The sequence below is a fragment of the Kitasatospora sp. NPDC056651 genome (assembly GCF_042792155.1).
Taxonomy (GTDB): domain Bacteria; phylum Actinomycetota; class Actinomycetes; order Streptomycetales; family Streptomycetaceae; genus Kitasatospora.
The window spans coordinates 1-16674 of sequence record NZ_JBHTWX010000153.1; the positions used below are offsets into that span (position 1 = coordinate 1).

8 protein-coding genes are annotated in these 16674 nt (G+C 73.2%); 3 read left to right on the top strand and 5 right to left on the bottom strand.

The genetic code is table 11. From position 1 onward, the window contains the following. Positions 1–109: 109 nt before the first annotated feature. Positions 110–241, bottom strand: coding sequence for a hypothetical protein (locus tag ACFRAR_RS36020; protein ID WP_380704161.1), 132 nt, complete (start codon positions 239–241; stop codon positions 110–112). A 232-nt stretch (positions 242–473) separates the two neighbouring features. Here ACFRAR_RS36020 and ACFRAR_RS36025 point away from each other — a divergent pair, with 232 nt between their 5' ends. Then, on the top strand, positions 474–3746 hold the full coding sequence (locus tag ACFRAR_RS36025) for a lantibiotic dehydratase (protein WP_380704163.1): 3273 nt from the start codon (positions 474–476) through the stop codon (positions 3744–3746). Continuing rightward, positions 3743–4978, top strand: a complete 1236-nt coding sequence (locus ACFRAR_RS36030; RefSeq protein ID WP_380704165.1) for a lanthionine synthetase C family protein — start codon at positions 3743–3745, stop codon at positions 4976–4978. Before ACFRAR_RS36025 ends, ACFRAR_RS36030 begins: the two co-directional genes overlap by 4 nt. Before the next feature lie 165 nt (positions 4979–5143). Here ACFRAR_RS36030 and ACFRAR_RS36035 read toward each other — a convergent pair whose 3' ends face one another. The 4 genes from ACFRAR_RS36035 to ACFRAR_RS36050 all read right to left on the bottom strand — a co-directional run bounded on the left by ACFRAR_RS36035 (position 5144) and on the right by ACFRAR_RS36050 (position 15622). After that, positions 5144–5644 carry a hypothetical protein gene (locus tag ACFRAR_RS36035; RefSeq protein WP_380704167.1) on the bottom strand — a complete coding sequence of 167 codons (501 nt, stop codon included), beginning with the start codon at positions 5642–5644 and terminating at the stop codon, positions 5144–5146. A 74-nt stretch (positions 5645–5718) separates the two neighbouring features. Continuing rightward, positions 5719–13677 (bottom strand): ricin-type beta-trefoil lectin domain protein, encoded by a 7959-nt coding sequence (locus ACFRAR_RS36040; protein WP_380704169.1) that lies wholly within the window; start codon positions 13675–13677, stop codon positions 5719–5721. Between the two features lie 409 nt (positions 13678–14086). Continuing rightward, on the bottom strand, positions 14087–14881 hold the full coding sequence (locus ACFRAR_RS36045) for an oxidoreductase (RefSeq protein ID WP_380704171.1): 795 nt from the start codon (positions 14879–14881) through the stop codon (positions 14087–14089). Positions 14882–15055: 174 nt separating this feature from the next. After that, complete coding sequence (locus ACFRAR_RS36050) at positions 15056–15622, bottom strand: Uma2 family endonuclease (RefSeq protein ID WP_380704173.1); 567 nt, start codon at positions 15620–15622, stop codon at positions 15056–15058. A 312-nt stretch (positions 15623–15934) separates the two neighbouring features. On the opposite strand from ACFRAR_RS36050, the gene ACFRAR_RS36055 reads away from it, so the two are divergent. Further along, the gene (locus ACFRAR_RS36055) at positions 15935–16510 is read left to right on the top strand and encodes a helix-turn-helix domain-containing protein (protein WP_380704175.1); all 576 of its coding nucleotides are present in this window, start codon (positions 15935–15937) and stop codon (positions 16508–16510) included. Positions 16511–16674 lie beyond the last annotated feature (164 nt).

Consider the following 16674-nt stretch of genomic DNA (forward strand, 5'->3'; position numbering starts at 1 on the left):
GGCTGCCCGGACCGTATGGACGGTCCGGGCGGCCGCGCCCGGTGGTACCCGTACTGCCGCTGGATCAGTCAGACCGGACCGATCGAGCCGGTGGTACCGGTCGTACTGGTCAGATGCAGTACGGGCGGGTGCAGGAGCCCTCGCACGAGATGCTGATCAGGGCTTCCTCCTGCTCGCCGAGCTCGGTGGCGACCAGGTCCTGCACGTCGAGGTCGAACAGCTCCTGCATGTCGTTGGCCATGGGGGGCCTCCCTTCGTCAGTGCCGCGACTGGCCGCGGCGAACTGCAGCGGACGTTAGGCACTTGTGCGGGTCCCGACAATGACCGCGCACAGATGAATAGGTGGATTCAGCCAACTCTTGATGACTTCTGATCAACTGTGGACAGTTCTCGATCACCGGGATAGAACGAGCCCACAGAGCCACGCGATACAGGCGATACCTCGACATGGCGACACGAAGCACGGGGGCACGGTGGGCAGGAAGACGCACGCGGCAGACCAGGACGCGCTCTTCACCGCGACCGGCCCCGTCCTGCTGCGGGCACCCGCGCTGGCCCGCCCGCACCGCCACACCTCCGGGCCCGACACCTCCGGACCCGGTGCCGCCGGACCCGACGAGGGTGCGCTCGTGGCCCACCTCGCGGAAGCCGCCGCTGATCCGGTCCTGTGCGAGGCCGTCGAGATCTCCAGCCCCTCCCTGGCCGACCTGCTGCACCAGACCGCCGCCGCGACCACCGATGACGCCCACCTTCCCACCGCCCTTCGCCCCACCGCCCTTCGCCGCGCGGCCGAGGCCGTCGGCCGCTACCGGCTGCGGATGGCCACCCGCCCCACCCCCTTCGGCCTGATGGCCGCCGTCGCACCGGCCCGCTTCGGCACCCGCGCCGAGGTCCGCTGGGACGGCGCCGAACGCCGCGCCTTCCGTCCCGACCTCGGCTGGCTCCTCCCGCTCCTGGACCGGCTGCGCACCGACCCCCGGGTGCTGGCCGGCCTGAGCCTGGCCGCCGACCAGCAGATCACCCCGCGCGGTGACCGGCTCGTCCTGCCGTACCTGCCCGAACGGCGCACCGCCACCGGCACCGCCCCCAGCGCCGGATCCGCCGCCGGGGGCGCGGGCCCGCAGCCCGTCACCGAGCGGACCGTACGGGCCACCGCCGTCGTCCGCGCCGCCGTCCGGCACGCCGCCGGCCCGCTGCGCCACGCCGACCTGCTCGCCGCGCTGGCCGCCGACTTCCCCGCCGCCCCCACCGAGGCGATCGCCTCCCTGGTGCGCACCCTGGTGGTCCAGGGTTTCCTGCTCACCGACCTCACTCCCCCGCCGGACTGCACCGACCTGCTCGGCCACGTCCTCGACCGACTGCCCGACGACCACCCCGTGCGCACCGAACTCGCCACCGTACGAGACCTGTTGGAGCGGGCTTCCGCCCTGCCGCGAGGGCAGGCCGGCGCCGTGCTGCGCGAGGCGCGCCGACGGATGGCCGGCCTCGCGCCCACCGACCGCCCGCTGCACGCGGACCTCGCGCTGGACGCCGAGGTGGTCCTGCCCGAGCAGGTCCGCACCGACCTGGAGCGCACCGCCACCCTGCTGTGGCGGCTCTCCCCGCCGGCCACCGCCCCCGAGCACCTGCGCGCCTACCACGCGGAGTTCGTCGAGCGGTACGGCACGGACAGCCCGGTGCCGCTCGCCGAACTGCTCGACCCCGACACCGGTCTCGGCCCGCCGGCCGGCTACCGGCGCCCGGCCGGTGCCCGCGGCGCGGCCAACCCGCAGCCCGCCCGCCCCCGCACCGACGCCGACGCGGCCCGCGACCGGGTGCTGGCCGAACTCGCCGCCGGCGCCCTCGTCGACCGCGAGCCCGGCGCCCCGCTGCCCGAGGTGGTCCTCGACGACGAGCTGCTCGCCCGTCTGGTCCCGTCGCCGGGGGAACCGGGCACCGCCGCCGACACCCCGCCCGCCTCGCTGGAGCTGTACGCCGAACTCGCCGCCGACTCCCTCGACGCCCTGGACGCCGGGCACTTCCGCCTCGTGCTCTCCCCCACCGCCGGCAGCGACCGGGCCGGCGCCACCTTCGGCCGCTTCGCCGCCCACCTCGCCGGTGGCGAAGCGGAAGGCGGCGGCGCCCTGCTCGCCACCGCTGCCGGAACCGCCCCCGAAACCGGTGAAGTCCTCGACGCCCACCTGGAGTTCACCCCCTACCGCCCCCGCCACGCGAACATCGCCCTCACCCCCCGCTGGCTCACCCACCGCGTCGCCGTCAGCGCCTTCCCCGACCCCGGCGGCCCCACCGCCCTGCCGCTGGACGACCTCGTCGTCCTCGCCGACACCGAACGCCTCACCGTCCACTCCCGCAGCCTCGGCCGGGAGATCCGCGCCACCGCCCACCACGCGCTCAACCTGCGCACCGGCGCCCCCAACGCGGCCCGCTTCCTCCAGGAGGTCGCGCTCACCGGCCAACGCCCCTGGCAGCCCTGGGACTGGGGCGCCGCCGCCGGCGCCCCCGCCCTGCCCCGGGTCCGCCGCGGCCGGGTCGTCCTCGCCCCCGCCGCCTGGCGCCTCACCGCCCCCGTGCCGTCCGCCGACACCCCGTACGAGCAGTGGGCCGACGGCCTCGACCGCTGGCGCCGCCGCTGGGGCGTGCCCGCCGCCGTGCGCCTGCTCAGCGGCGACCAGCGGATCAGCCTCCACCTCGACGACCCCTGGCACCGGCGCCTGCTGCACAGCCAGTCCCGCTCCGCCCAGCCCACCGTGCTCCAGGAGGACCTCACCGGCGACGGGGACACCGGCTGGCTGCACGGCCCCGGCGGCGCCCACACCACCGAGATCGTCGTCCCGCTGCGCCGCGCCGCCCGCCCGGCACACCCCGCCGTGCGCCGGCCGCTGCCCGCTCCCCACCCCCGCACCCCCGAACTGCCCGGCGGCCCCTGGCTGTTCGCCCGCCTCGCCGCCGCCGAGGCCCGCCACGACGAGATCCTCGCCGACCACCTGCCCCGCCTGCTCGCCGCGCTGCCCGGCTCGGTGGACCGCTGGTTCTTCATCCGCTACCGCGACCCCGCGCCCCACCTGCGGCTGCGCTTCCACGGCACCCCGGCCGACCTCGCCGCCGGTCTGCTGCCCGCCCTCCACGACTGGGCCCACGACCTGCGCCGCGCCGGCCTCGTCGCCGACCTGCGCCTGGACGGCTACCTGCCCGAGACCGACCGCTACGGCGGCCCCGCCGCCCTCGCCCACGCCGAACGCGTCTTCCACGCCGACAGCCTGGTCTCCCTCGCCGCGCTGCGCCTGGCCCGCACCGCCCGCACCGCACCCGGCGAACTGCTCGCCGCCGTCAACCTCACCGCCACCGCCCAGGCCTTCCTCGCGGCCCGCCCCGCCCCGCCGCCCGTCGGCACCTGGGTCGCCGCCACCTACCCGAAGTCCGAACTCCACCACCAGGCCTTCCGCACCCACCGTGCCGCCGCGCTGCGCGCCATCGGCCCGGACGGCCCCACCGCTCCCGCCGGCGGCCTGCTGCCCGCCGACCCCGCCCTGACCGCCGCCTGGCAGCAGCGGGCCGCCCTCCTCGCCGACTACGCCCCCCAGCTCACCCCGCCCGCCGCCGGCCCGGCCCTCGCCTCCCTCCTCCACATGGGCCACAACCGCCTCATCGGCATCGACCGCGAAGCCGAACGCCGCGCCTACGCCCTCGCCCGCGGCACCCTCGAAGCCCACCGCGCCCGCACCGCCGCCCCGAACGAGAGCCGATGACTCCGACCGACATCCTCCAGGCGGTCACCGCCCGACTCGCCGGCCCCGTCTCCCCCGAGACCGCCGCCGGCCCCGGCCTCGGCACCGGCCTCGCCGGTACGGCGCTCGCCCTCGCCGTCCTCGCCGACCAGGACCCGGGGCTGCGCCGGGCCGCGCACGAGCGGCTCACCGAGGCGGTGCGGGCCCCCGGCGCGATGCGCGGCGGCGGCCTGTACTCCGGCGTCGCCGCCGTGGCCTTCGCCGCGCGCACCATGGCGCGGGCCCCCGGCGAGTACCGCGGGCTGCTGGACGCGCTGACGCCCCGGGTCGGCGAGTCCGCCGCCGGGCGTGCGGCCGCGCTGCGGGCCGACCTGGCGGCGGGCGCGGGGCTGCGGGCGCACACCTTCGACGCCGTCTCGGGCGCGGCGGGTCTCGGCCGGCTGCTGCTGGCCCTGGAGCCGGACGGGCCCGCGCTGGCCGGGGTGCTGGCCGCCCTGGTCGAGCTGGCCGCGCCGAGCGAGCCGACCGAACCGACGGCGCCGACCGAGCCGGCCGCGCCGACCGGCGGGCCGCTGCCGCGCTGGTGGACGGCGGGCGGGCCGGGGCTGCCCGGCGCGGACCCGGACCATCCCCGCGGCCACGTCAACCTCGGTCTGGCGCACGGAATCCCGGGCCCGCTCGCACTGCTGGCCCTGGCCTGGCGCCAGGGCGTGCGGGTGCCTGGCCAGGACGAGGCGATCGAGGCCCTGGCGCTCGGGCTCGCCGCGCACCGGATGCCCGCCGGCGGCTGGCCGATGACGGTGCGCGTCGAGGACGTGGAGCAGGGCCGCCCGCCGGCCGACGCCCCGACCCGGGCGGCCTGGTGCTACGGCACCCCGGGCGCGGCCCGCTCGCTCTTCCTGGCCGGCACCGCGCTGGGCCGCGACGACTGGCGGGCCGCCGCCGTCACCGCCCTCGCCGACGCCCTGGCCGAGCCCGCCGGCTGGCACCTGTCCGGCGCCGGGCTCTGCCACGGCACCGGCGGCCTGCTGCGGATCACGCAGCGGATGGCCGAGGACTCCGGCTCCGCCGACCTGGCCGCCCACCTGCCCGCGCTCGCCGAGGCCACCGCCCGCGACCTCGCCGCCGCCCTCGCCGCCGACGAGCCCGCCACCCTCCTGGAGGGCACCGCCGGCGCGGCCCTCGCCCTCCACGCCCGCACCCACCCCGACGCCGCCGCCCCGGACTGGGACGCCTTCCTCCTCCTCGCCTGAGCCCGCCCCGGAAACGCGACGGGGAAACCCCGCGAAAACGCAACGAGAAAACACGGCAGGGAAAGCGCCGAGGAAAGCGCCGAGGAAACACGAAAGGGCCCCCGACGACCAGCGGTCGCCGGGGGCCCTGACAATCGGCCGTGAATTCAGCCTTTCCCGATTCGCCTACCAGGGGAGTTCGGTGGCATCACCGAACAGCACCCGGTAGAGCGGCCCGTCCTCCGGCTCCTCGTCCGGAGGGATCCTGAAGGGCACGCTGGTCTTCGACTCCTCGGCCGAGAGGAGGTGGAATCCCGATTCCCGCAGGATCCCGAGGATCCGCGCCCCGGTCGGGTCGTCCGTTTCCACGACCGCGGTCGAGACCGCGTTCCGGAGGAACACCCCGGACCTGTCCACCCGGATCACCATGGCGAACGGGCCGACCATGGACAGCTGCACGAGCCACGTGCGCCGCCGCCCGCCGTCGACCTCCAGGTCGAAGCAGACGTAGTCGTCGAGGTTGGTGCGGTCCTGGACCGGGGCGATCGCCGAGATCCGGCGGATCGGCTCGGCGTAGGGGTTCCGCTCGTAGCACTCCCCCACGAAGGAGAAGTCCGGGTTCGCGAGGTCGCCGTACGCCCTGGCCGCCCATGCGGGCCAGTCGTCCGGTCCTTCGGCCTTTTCCACCGGGATTCCCGCCATTCCACTCGTCATTCGGAGTTCGTCATCCGTAATACGTCATCCGTCATTCGTGCTGCGACCTACTTGCGGTACGGCGACCCGTGCATTTTACCCTTCTTGCTGGTGACGCGTACGACGCGCTGGAGTTCGCCGTGCATTCCACGGCCGACCGGGAACGGCATCTTGAGCTTCCGCTCGTTTCCGGCTCCGCCGGTCTTGCGGCCGAACGCGTTGGCGAACCTCGTCAGCCGGTCGGCGTGCTTGCTGCTGAGCCAGGTGGACGTGGGCTTGTTGGTCTTCATCCGGTTGGCGTAGTGCGTGGTGCCCAGGATGTGGCCCTGCTGCTGCTGGAAGTTGATCGGCATCTTGTACCGCGCCTTCGCCTCCTTGACGGCCACCTTGGCCGCCTGGATGGTGCGGGACGCCTTGACCGCCTTGACCGCGACCGAGGCCGCCTTCACGACGACGGCCGCTCCGACCGCCGCCGCCACCACCGTGACGGCCATCTCGGCCGCCTTCGCCCAGTTGCCGCTGGCGGCGTAGGAGACCGTGGAGACCGCCGCCGCGATCGAGCCGATCGGGCCGGGGACCACCACGGAGACGACCTCGGCCACCTTGGCGACGACCTCGACCGACTTCTTCAGCCACTTGGGCATGCCCCAGTTGCCGTCGAGGTCGGTGCAGTTGACCGGGTCGCCGGTGCAGTAGTCGTACGGGCTGGCGTTGCCGCCGGGGACGGGGTCGATCTGCAGGAACCGGCCGAGGGCCGGGCTGTAGAGGCGGGCACCCATGAGGATGTCGCCGTCCTGGGCCTCGGCGGAGCGCTGCTTGCCGCCGAGCCAGCCGTAGCGGACCAGCTCCTGGCCGTCCTGCGGGATGCCGAACTCGTCGAAGTCCAGCACCACCGGCTTGGCCAGGCCGGTGTCGGTGGTGACGACCACCGACCCGAACAGGTTGGTCAGCTGGAGCTGGACGTCACCGGACTTGCCGGTGGTGGCGACCAGGTCGGCGTCCGGGCCCGAGACGTTGCGGGTCAGGGTGCCCTGGGCGGTGTCCTCGACGGTCCAGCGGACCTCGTCGGAGTCGTCCCCGTAGTGGTTCAGCTTCGAGGTCGCGCCGGCCCAGGTGCCGTCGGCCTGCTTCTTGCTGGTGGTGAACGCGGTCGGGCGGTGGGCGGCGTCGACCGTCCACTCCTGCCGGGTGTCCCCCTTCTCCTGGGCGGCGACGCGGTCGTTGGCCCAGTAGGTGTCGGTCGCGCCGCTCGCGGTCCTGACGGTGCGCCCGAAGGCGTCGTAGGCGTAGCCCGCGTCGGTGAGGCGGTCGGCGCTGTCGTAGGTGTGGTTCTCCGCCGTGGCCCCGGCCGTGCTGCACTCGCCGGCCGCCCCGCGCGGGGAGGTCTGCTTGGACAGGCGGTTGGAGTGGGCGTCGAGGCCGTACTGGCGGGTGACGCAGCCGGAGGCGACCGTGGACTGCTCGGCCTTCACCAGCCGGCCGAGCCGGTCGTACTGGTAGGAGCGGGTGGCGGTGGAGCTGGTGTCCTTGGCCACCTGGCCCTGGGTGGAGAGGTCGGTGGTCTGGGACCAGATCACCGTGTTGTCGGAACCACGGGTGTAGGTACGGCCGGTGGCCTCGCCGACCGAGTTGAAGGTGTCCTTGCGGACGATGCCGCCGGGGTAGGTCTGCTGGACCAGCTGCCCGTCCGGGCCGTACGTCGCGGTGAACTCGCCCGCGACGCTGTCGTTGACGGACGTGACCAGCCCGCGCGGCTCCTTGGCCCGGTCGTAGGCGTAGATGGTGGACCCGGTCGGGTCGCTCACCTTCACCGGCTTGCCGAACCGGTCGAACTCCGTGGTGGTCGTCGAGCCGTCGGCGTCGGTGTAGGAGACCAGCCGCCCGAGCGCGTCCGTCACCTTGGTCAGCGACTTGTCGCCGGCCGTCGTGCGCACGACGTCGCCGGTGGCCTCGTCGTACTCGGTGGTGATCTTCGGCAGCGGCTTGCCCTCGTCCGAGGTGATCTCGGTCGAGACGATCCGGTCCAGCTCGTTGTAGACCGTGACGGTCTTGCGGGACTTGCCCGCGTTGGTCTCGGTCGTCTCCTCCGGCTGGTTGAACCGCGAGTAGCGGGTGACCCGCTTCACCGGCAGGGTGGTCGGCATCCGCGTCGCGTCCGCGCCGGTGACCGCGCCGCCCGGCAGGGTGGCGCAGCCCAGGCCCGCCCACTCGGGACGGTTGGCGCACGCGGCGTCGTCCGGGTTGGCGCCCGCGGTGTAGTACACCGCCTTGACCGTGCCGACGTCGGTGCCGGTGGAGCCCGGCTTGCGGGACTCCGTGGCCCGCCCGGTGGCGTCGTACTTGACGGTGGCCGTCAGCTTGGCGCCGAGCGCGTCGGTGGTGACCGAGGTCGGCTTCTTCAGCTGCCAGCCGGAGGTGCCGCCGATCGGCGTGTCGTACCCGGTCCTGGTGACCCGCAGTTCGGTGTCCTGCGCGTACCCGTCGATGCGGGCGCCGTCGGTGGCGGTGGTGACCAGGTGGTAGGCCTTGCCGTCGGGCTTGCCCTCGTCGTAGGTGTTGGTGTTGTGGTCCCGGGCGATGACCGGGGTGCCGGCCGGCAGGGCCGGGTTGACGGTGGTCTTGGTCAGGGTGAGGGTGTCGATGCCCGCCTGGTAGAACGGCGAGACGGCGGACGGGTTGGTGCCGGTGACGACCAGGTCGAGCTGGTGGTCGCCGCGGGCCAGCTGCACCGGGGCGCCGGCGGACCACGGGGACGTGGTGACGCCGCCGTTGTAGCCGTCGAAGGTGCCGGTGACGTCGGCGCCGTCCAGGACGAACTTGACGGTGCCGTAGTCGGCGGCCTTGGTCATCTTGGCGGAGAGCAGGTACTTGCCCTCCTCCGGGACGGTCACCCGGAACGAGGCGCTGTCGCCGGTCTTCTTGCCGACCAGCATCACCTGGGCGTTGCCGGACCAGCCGCCCCCGCCGACCCAGCCGCTGTCGGTCTGGGTGATGACCTGGGCGGTCGAGCCGAGGCGCGGCAGGTTCTCGCCCTCGACCGTGACGGTCGCCGGGGTGGTGCCGCCCGCGATGTCCTCGGCGAGGGTGGCGCGGTAGAGCGGGCCGAGGGTCTCCAGGACGTCGAGGCCGTCGGCGGTGTAGGTGGTGCGGGAGTCGAGCAGCCGGGCCCGGTCCGCGGACGCGGCGGGCAGGCCGAGCTCGTCGGCGAACCGTGCGGCGTCCGGGTGGGTGCCCAGGGCCACGGTCCGGTTGGTGGCGTTCAGCGCGCGCACGACGTGGCCGAAGCGGTCGTACTCGCTGGTGGTGATGTCCCCCTTGTCGACGACCGACGGGGCGGCGGTGTTGACCTCGTTCCCGGAGGCGTTGAGGTAGTGGACGGTGGACGGCTTGTAGCCATCCCGGCCCGGCGAGGTGGAGCTCGCCGAGTGGGTGCCCGGGTCGTCCTCCGGTCCGAAGACCGCCGTCGCGTCCGTCGGCGCGTCGGTCTGCGCCCACTGCGCGACGTCGGCGCCGGCCATGTCGTACGGGCCGCCCGCGCCGCGGGTCAGCGGGACGCCGTACACGACCTTCGTCGCGATCTCGCCGTTGACCTGGTCCTTCGTGCCCGGCGCCAGGGTGCCGCGACGGACCTTCAGCAGGTGGCCCGGGTCCTGGTCGGACGCGGCCGTGCCGTAGTCGAAGTCCCACGGCAGCTCGCCCGCGGGGGCGATCCGGGTGACCCGGCCGGCGGCGTCGTAGCTGTAGGAGGTCTTCAGCGGAGCGGCCGGACGCGGGTCCCAGACCTGGGCGATGCGACCCTTGTCGTCGTACGCGTAGTGGGTGACCTCGACCGGCTCCTGACGGGAGGTGGCCGGGTTCCAGGACCAGGCCTTCACGCCGCGGACACGGTCCAGGTAGTCACCCGGAGCGGACGCGGTGGCCGTGGTGGCCTTGGCGTAGTCGTACTCCAGCACCTCGCAGCCGCGCGGCAGCGGGTCGACGGAGCAGCCGTTGAGATCGTCCACGCCCGGTTCGACGGGCGGGATGACGCGCTTGACCAGCGAGCGGCCGTCGGTGGTGTCGTACTGGAAGCGGGTGGCCGACGCGGCCTCGGGCCCCGTCTCGCTGACCACCTGGTAGATGTTCGAACCGGCCTGGCGGGCGAAGACGGTCCTGGCACCGTTCAGGTCGGTCAGCTCGTACGTGGTGCCGGCGGTCTGGACGTCCCAGATCTGGTTCGGGCCCGCCCAGCAGACCCAGATCGAGGCGCCCTTGTCGGCGTCCAGGCACTTGTTCGACTGGCGGTTCAGCACCGTGTTGTCGGGCCGGACCTCCCACTGCTGGTTGGTGCCGCCGTTGCACACCCACAGGGTGAGCGGGGTCCCGTCGCCGGCCTGGCCCCCGGGGTTGTCCAGGCAGTAGCCCAGCAGGCGCAGGGTCAGGTCGTCGCCGCGGGTCCACTGCTGGTTCGCGGCGCCGGTGCACGGAGCGGGCTGGAGGCGCACGCCGTTGCCGGTCGCGCCGTTCGGCGACTCCAGGCACTGGCCGGAGGTGGACAGGACGAGCGCGCCGGACTTGGCCGGCGCGGCCTTCAGGGCCAGGTCCTCGGAGCCGGGCTCGGGGAAGAACGTTCCGTCGTTGCCCTTGGCGAAGGTCAGCGAGCTGTCGTCGTTCTCCTTGATCTCGACCAGGTCGGACTGGGGGAAGGACAGCGAGCGGTAGTTGGAGCCGGTGCCCGCGTCCGGGCCGCCGGACCACTGGGGGCCGAACGGCGCGACGATCTCCTTCAGCGACAGGTCGTCGAAGAACACCTCCTTGCCGGCCGCCGAGAACCCGTTGTAGAGCCGGAAGAACGCCTCGGTGGCGTCCTGCGGGACGGCCAGGTCGACGGTCAGCTGCTGCCAGCCGTCGGTGAAGCCGGCCTTCCCGGACGTCACCTGGGCGTAGCCGGCCGAGGTGCGGGTGAGGCCGACCAGTCGCAGGCCGCGGTCACCGTAGTCGGCGCCGAGACCGGTCGCGGCGGGGACGTAGATCCAGCCGGTGAGCCGGTAGGTCCTGCCCGGCTTCATGCCCACGGCCATCGAGTTGTCGCCGATGGCGGCGTAGGAGTCCTTGCCGGTCGAGACGATCCGCAGCGAGTCGGTGGAGTTGTCGTGGCCCCGGGCGGTGGAGCGCTCGATGGTGGCCTGTCCGGCGGTGTAGCCGTTGGTGTCCGCGCCGAGCTGCCGCTGGTTGGCCGTCAGGCGCTCGCCCTGGGGCTGCCAGCCGCGCGCGAGGTCGCGCGAGGAGGAGGCCCGCTTCACCGAGGCGCCGAACTCGTCGGCGTCGATGACGTCGACGGAGTAGTCGCCGGTGAGCAGGTTGACCGAGCCGGGTCCGATCTCGGCGCCGGCCGCGCCGTCGGCGTTGCGGTCGACGGTGAAGGTGTTCCAGGCGGTGGCGTAGCCGGTGCCGGAGCCGTCCTGCGGGAACAGCAGGGCACGGACCTGGACGACGCCGCCGACGTTGCCGAGGGTGTCGACGACCGTCCAGTTGGCGTGCGTGCCGAGGTCGGCGAGCTGCGGCTTGGAGTCGGTGACCGGGGTGTTGTCGGCCTTGGTCAGGTTGGCGGTCGGCACGTCGTACTCGGCGGCGCCGGGGCCGCGACGGTACTGGTAGACGACCCGCTTGTACTGGGTCTGGGCGTCGACACCGAGCTTGACGCGCTTGGCGGACCGGGTGCCGTCGACCGGGGAGGTGAGCCCGGCCTGGCCGACCGAGAAGGCGAAGGAGGTCGGGTCGGACAGGTTGCCCGCCCGGTCCTTCGACTGGACCTTCAGGGTGTGGCGGCCGTCGGTGGACGGCGTGATGGTGGCGTTCGCCGCGCCGGTGGCGTTGACGGTCACCGCGGCCGCGCCGTCGAGGCTGTAGACGAAGGCGGTCTGGTCGGTGACGCCGGTGGCCGGGGTGAAGGTGAAGGTGCCGGCCTGTCCGGCCCCGCCGTGCCACAGGTCGTCCGACGGGTAGGAGGCCGAGCTGACGAACGGCGCGCCGGGCTTCACCGTGTCGGCGATCACCGTGACGCTGGGCGACCAGCCGGAGTTGACCAGGCCGTCCCACAGCCGCGCGCCGATCGAGTACGACACGCCCTCGTCGAGCCGGGCCAGGCCGAAGTCCGTGGGGCGGACCTGGAGGTAGCTGCCGTTGGGGCCCTGCTTGTAGACGCGCTTGACGAAGGTGCCCGCGCGGTACAGGTCGAAGTCGGCGCCGACGTCACCTCCGTCCGGGTCGCTGGCCAGCACCTGGAAGACCGGGTTGGCGGAGGAGGTGTAGCGCGGGTCACCCTGCTGGGAGGGCAGCACGTCGACCGTCGACGGGGTCGGCGGGACGGTGTTGTAGGTGATGGAGAGGAACGGGGAGTGCGCGCCCTCGGAGGACTCGAACTTCTTCCAGCTGTAGGAGTCGTTCTCGTCCGCGGCCTTCAGGCCGAGCGCGTAGGTGCCCGCGCCCATGCCGGCCCAGTCGCGCACCAGGTTGGTGACGTCGGCCTTCGCCCAGTAGGTGCCGTCGGAGCCGTAGCACTCGTAGCTGTCGCCGTCGCCCGCGATGTCCCGGGTCTCGTCGGAGACCGAGTAGCGCGAGATCAGGCCGGGCTGGTTGCCCCAGCGGCTGGCGGTGCTCGCGTACTGGGCCGCCCAGACCTCCCACTGCCGCGGGGAGCAGGAGTAGGAGTGGTAGTTGGCCAGGTACAGCTTGGCGTTCAGGATCTGCTTGCCGTTGAACGCGCCGCCGGGGAAGTGCAGGAAGGAACGGGCCTTGACGGCGCCGCCGTTGTACGAGCCGATCCGCAGCTCGGTCGACGAGGACTGGTCGGAGCTGAAGTCGGTCTCGACGAAGGTGTCGAAGTTCGTGCCGACGTCGACCACCGGGTCGACCGTCACCGGGAACGTCGTCGCCGGGTCGGCCAGGAACGCGGTGTCCGGCGCGAACACCAGCTCCGCGTCCGCGCCCTCGCCGCGCAGCTCCATCGACACCGCGCCGCGGTGCGGGTGCTCGCCGGACTTCTCGTCCAGGGCGGCGTCCCACATCGTCGGGGCGGGGATGCGCACGGTCGGCTTGGCGCCCGCCGGGTCGGTCAGGTGGATCGAGCCGTCCTCCTGGCGCTCCACGCGGTAGCCGGTGGTGTCCAGCGGCAGCGTCAGCGTGCCGGCCTGGGACACCGCGTCGCGGCTCTTGACGACCAGGTACTGCTCGAAGCCGGTCCGGGTCGCCTCCAGCACCAGGTCCACGCCGGGGCGGGCGTCGACGTAGGTGGCGGTGGAACCGGACAGCTTCGGCTTGGGCAGCTTGCCCTGCCACTTCAGCTCGACCTGGTGGCCGCCGGAGCCGACCTTCACCAGGTCGCGCTCGGCCGGGGCGGCGGGGGCGGCGGGGGCCTGGCCCTGAGGCTGGGCCTGCGGGTCGGCCGCCGGGGCCGCCGGTCGCGGTGCGGTCCGGGAGGCCCGCCCGCTCGCGGACGGCGAGGCGAGCGGCGAGGCCGGAGCTGACGGCGTGACGGCCGGGGACGTACTCGGTGCCGCGCTCGGCGTGACGACCGGGGACGTACTCGGTGCCGCGCTCGGGGCCGTGCTCGGTGTGACGGTCGGCGGTGCGCCGATGCCCGGCAGTGCGTCACCGACCTTCACCGAGGCGTCGCCGCCGGAGAACGTCAGGCCCTCCGGGTGCGCCTTCGGCGCGATGCTCCCGTCAGCGGTCTCCACCAGCGTGGTGTCGACGGGCACCCACGCGTCGCCGGCCTTCATCCGGATCGGACCGACGGACAGCTCCTGGCTCAGGGTGCCGTCCGGGTTGGCCCACAGTGTGAGGGTCTCCGTGCGAGCGCCCGTCACCTCGATCCGCCGCTTGTTCAACCGCGCCGCCAGCAGCGCCGACGCCTGGTCGGGCGCCTCCGTCGTCGAAGCGCCGGCCGCCTGGGCCGAGGTCGCGCGCCCCGCGGCCGCCGCCGGGGTGGCGGTCAGCGCGTCGAGCGCCACCCCGCTCTCCACCAGCAGGCCGAGGGCAGCCAGCACGGCTATTCGCCGCGCTCTGCGCACAGTGAAGGCCCCACCCGCGAACGCGGATGAGGCCTGGGACTTCCGTAGCAAGGCTACTCCCAAGGGATTCTTCATCTCTGAGTCCGACCCGGGCAAAAAGGCCGGAAGATGAAGATCCCATAAGGAAATTCTCAGAAACCTCCAAGATCCATACCGATCCGGATACGGATCAACCACTGAATCATTAAGGTGGTGGATGATCTGCGTAGTTCATTTATTTTCGGAAAAATTCGACATTTGCGAAATTCTGGACAATGGGCGCAGACCGGCGGCCGCAACGCGCTGACCTGCGCTCCCTCCGTCCCCGGCCCACCCTGGCGAGCACCCGACGGCCGAAACCCACACCGGCGGCGCCCCAGCCGGGTGACCGCGCTCCCGGCCCGGGTCAGGTCGTCTTCACCTGGCCGCCGTCGATGACGAACTCGGCGCCGCTGATGTTGCCCGCGCGACGGGAGACGAGGAAGGCCACGAGGTCGGCCACCTCCTCGGGCTCGGTGACCCGGCCGGTGGAGATTCCCATCTGCCGCGGCACCTCTTCGTCCAGGGCCTGCTGGGCGGTGCCGCCGGCCTCGGTGGCGACGGCTTCGGCGAAACCGCCGGGGTCGGTCCAGAACGGAGTGCGGACCGGCCCCGGGGCCACGGCGTTGACCCGCACGCCGCGCGGCGCGAACTCCTCCGACAACGCCTTGGTCAGGTTGCTCAGCGCGGCCTTGGCCGCCGAGTACTCCACGACGCCCGGGAAGGGCAGCCGCGCGTTGACGGAACTGATGTTGACGACCGCCGCGTCGCCGTGGGCGAGCAGGTGCGCGAGCGCGGCCCGGGTGGCGCGCACCGCGCTGAAGAAGGTCAGGTCGAAGGCCCGCTGCCACCCCTGGTCGTCGACGTCCAGGAAACCGGAGCGCGGAACGGCGCCCCCGACGTTGTTGACCAGCGCGTCGATCCTTCCGTGCCGTTCCACGGCGGCCCTGACCAGCCGTTCGGGGCCGTCGGCGGTGGCGAGATCCGCGGCGACGAATTCGACACCGTGCCGGTCGCGCAGCGCGGCGAGCCCGGGGGTTTCGGTGCGGCTGCCGGCCACGACCCGGGCCCCTTCGCGGGCGAGCCGTTCCGCGACGGCGAGGCCGATCCCCTTGCTGGCGCCGGTGACCACCGCGACCTTGCCGCCGAGTTCGAGATCCATCGTCATCCGCTCCCGTGTCGGGCGTCTCCGGAACCGCGCGACCGCCGGGGCGCGCCGGTCCAGTATCGGCACCCCGCACTCCAGAACGCCCGCGCCACGCGGCCGCGGACACGGCACGCCCTCACAGCTCCACCCGTGACGCCCGGCCCGACGGCACACACCGCTCGCGGGCGCTCAGAATCCCGCCGTGTCGAGTTCGAGGTCCAGCGGCGACGGGAGCCGCAGCGGCGTGCCGAAGGGGTGGGGGCCTTCGACCAGGGTGTAGCCGAGCCGTCCCGGCTGGGAGAGCAGGGTGCAGGTGCGTTCCTGCCGGTCGACCAGGAGGTACACCGGAGCGCCGAACTGCGAGTAGCGCCGACGCTTGGCCGCGCGGTCGGTCTCCCCGTTCGACGGCGACGTCACCTCGACGACGAGCACGGTCTGGCCGGGCAGCAGAGCCCCTTCGGTCTTCGCGAGCTCGGCGGGTACGACGGCGAGGTCGGGGACGTAGAAGTTCTCCGTGCCGGGCAGGTCGAGATTCCCGGAGCCGGCGCGCAGGCCGAGTTCGCGCATGCGGGGGCCGATCTGTTCCCGGATCAGGTCGACGGCCGTCTCGTGGGCCCAGGACGGTGACGCAAGGGTGATGGCCCCCTCGACGATCTCGACGCGGTCACCCGCGACGTGCTGGATCGCGTACTTCAGTGCCTGCTCCGGGTCGGGCACCTGGCTGTAGTCGCCCGGGCCGGCGTGCGCTGTGCTCACCTGCCGTTCTCCTGTCCGGAGCTCGGTCCTCGGAACGGACCAGTGACAGTTGGTCGGATCGGCGGCGGTCCGGCTGTCACGACCGGAGCGCTGAGCCCGCCCCGACGCGCAGTGGTACGAGCGGGAGCCAGGGCACCTCGTAACGTTACTAGGTGCCGCCATGTGGCGTGACCGGCACGGAGAACGGGGGCGAGGAAAGCGGTCACCACGATAGGCAGGGCCCCGGCCCGGCCGCACGTCGAGGGGCGCCGGACGGCGGCTGGCGGCCGGACCGATAATGGACCGGACGGTTCCGTGGGTGAGAGGTGGCGCATGGCCAGCAGGTTGCGAGTGCTGAGGCAGCAGAACCGGCTCAGCCTGGAGGCGCTCGCCGAGCAGGTCGGGGTGACCAAGAGCTACCTGTCCAAGGTCGAGCGCGGGATCAGCGAGCCGTCGATCTCGACGGCGCTCAAGCTGGCCCACGCGCTGAAGGTCGACGTCGGCCGGCTCTTCTCGGACGAGGTGGAGCCGGAGCTGGTGACCGTGGTGCGGGCCGGCGAGCGCACTCCGATGGGCGGCGGGGCCGGCTCCGGCGCCTCCCGCTACGAGGGCATCGCGACCGGCCTCAGCGGCAAGCGGATGGTGCCGTTCGTGATGCACCCGCCGACCGGGCCGGTGGAGGCTCCGTTCAAGTCGCACGCGGGTGAGGAGTTCTTCTTCGTCCACGCGGGCACCGCCGTGCTGGAGTTCCCCGAGCACAGCGTGGAGCTCGGCCCCGGGGACAGCGTGTACTTCAACTCGGCGCTGCCGCACCGCTGTCGGAGCACCGGCCCGGAGCCGGCCGAGATCCTCGTGGTCATCCACGACGACCCGGACGGCCCCTCGGACCGGGTGCCCACCCTGCCCTGACGCCTCGGCCCGGTGTCAGGCCGACGCCGTGGTGACAGGCCTAAGTCGGGTAGCCGGGTCAAGTTTGCCTGTCCCGGCGAACCCACTAATTATCGGGGGGTTTGATCGTAACCCAAATAGTAAATAGAAACCCGCTGGTGGGGTTGATAGCTGTGCCAGATTGG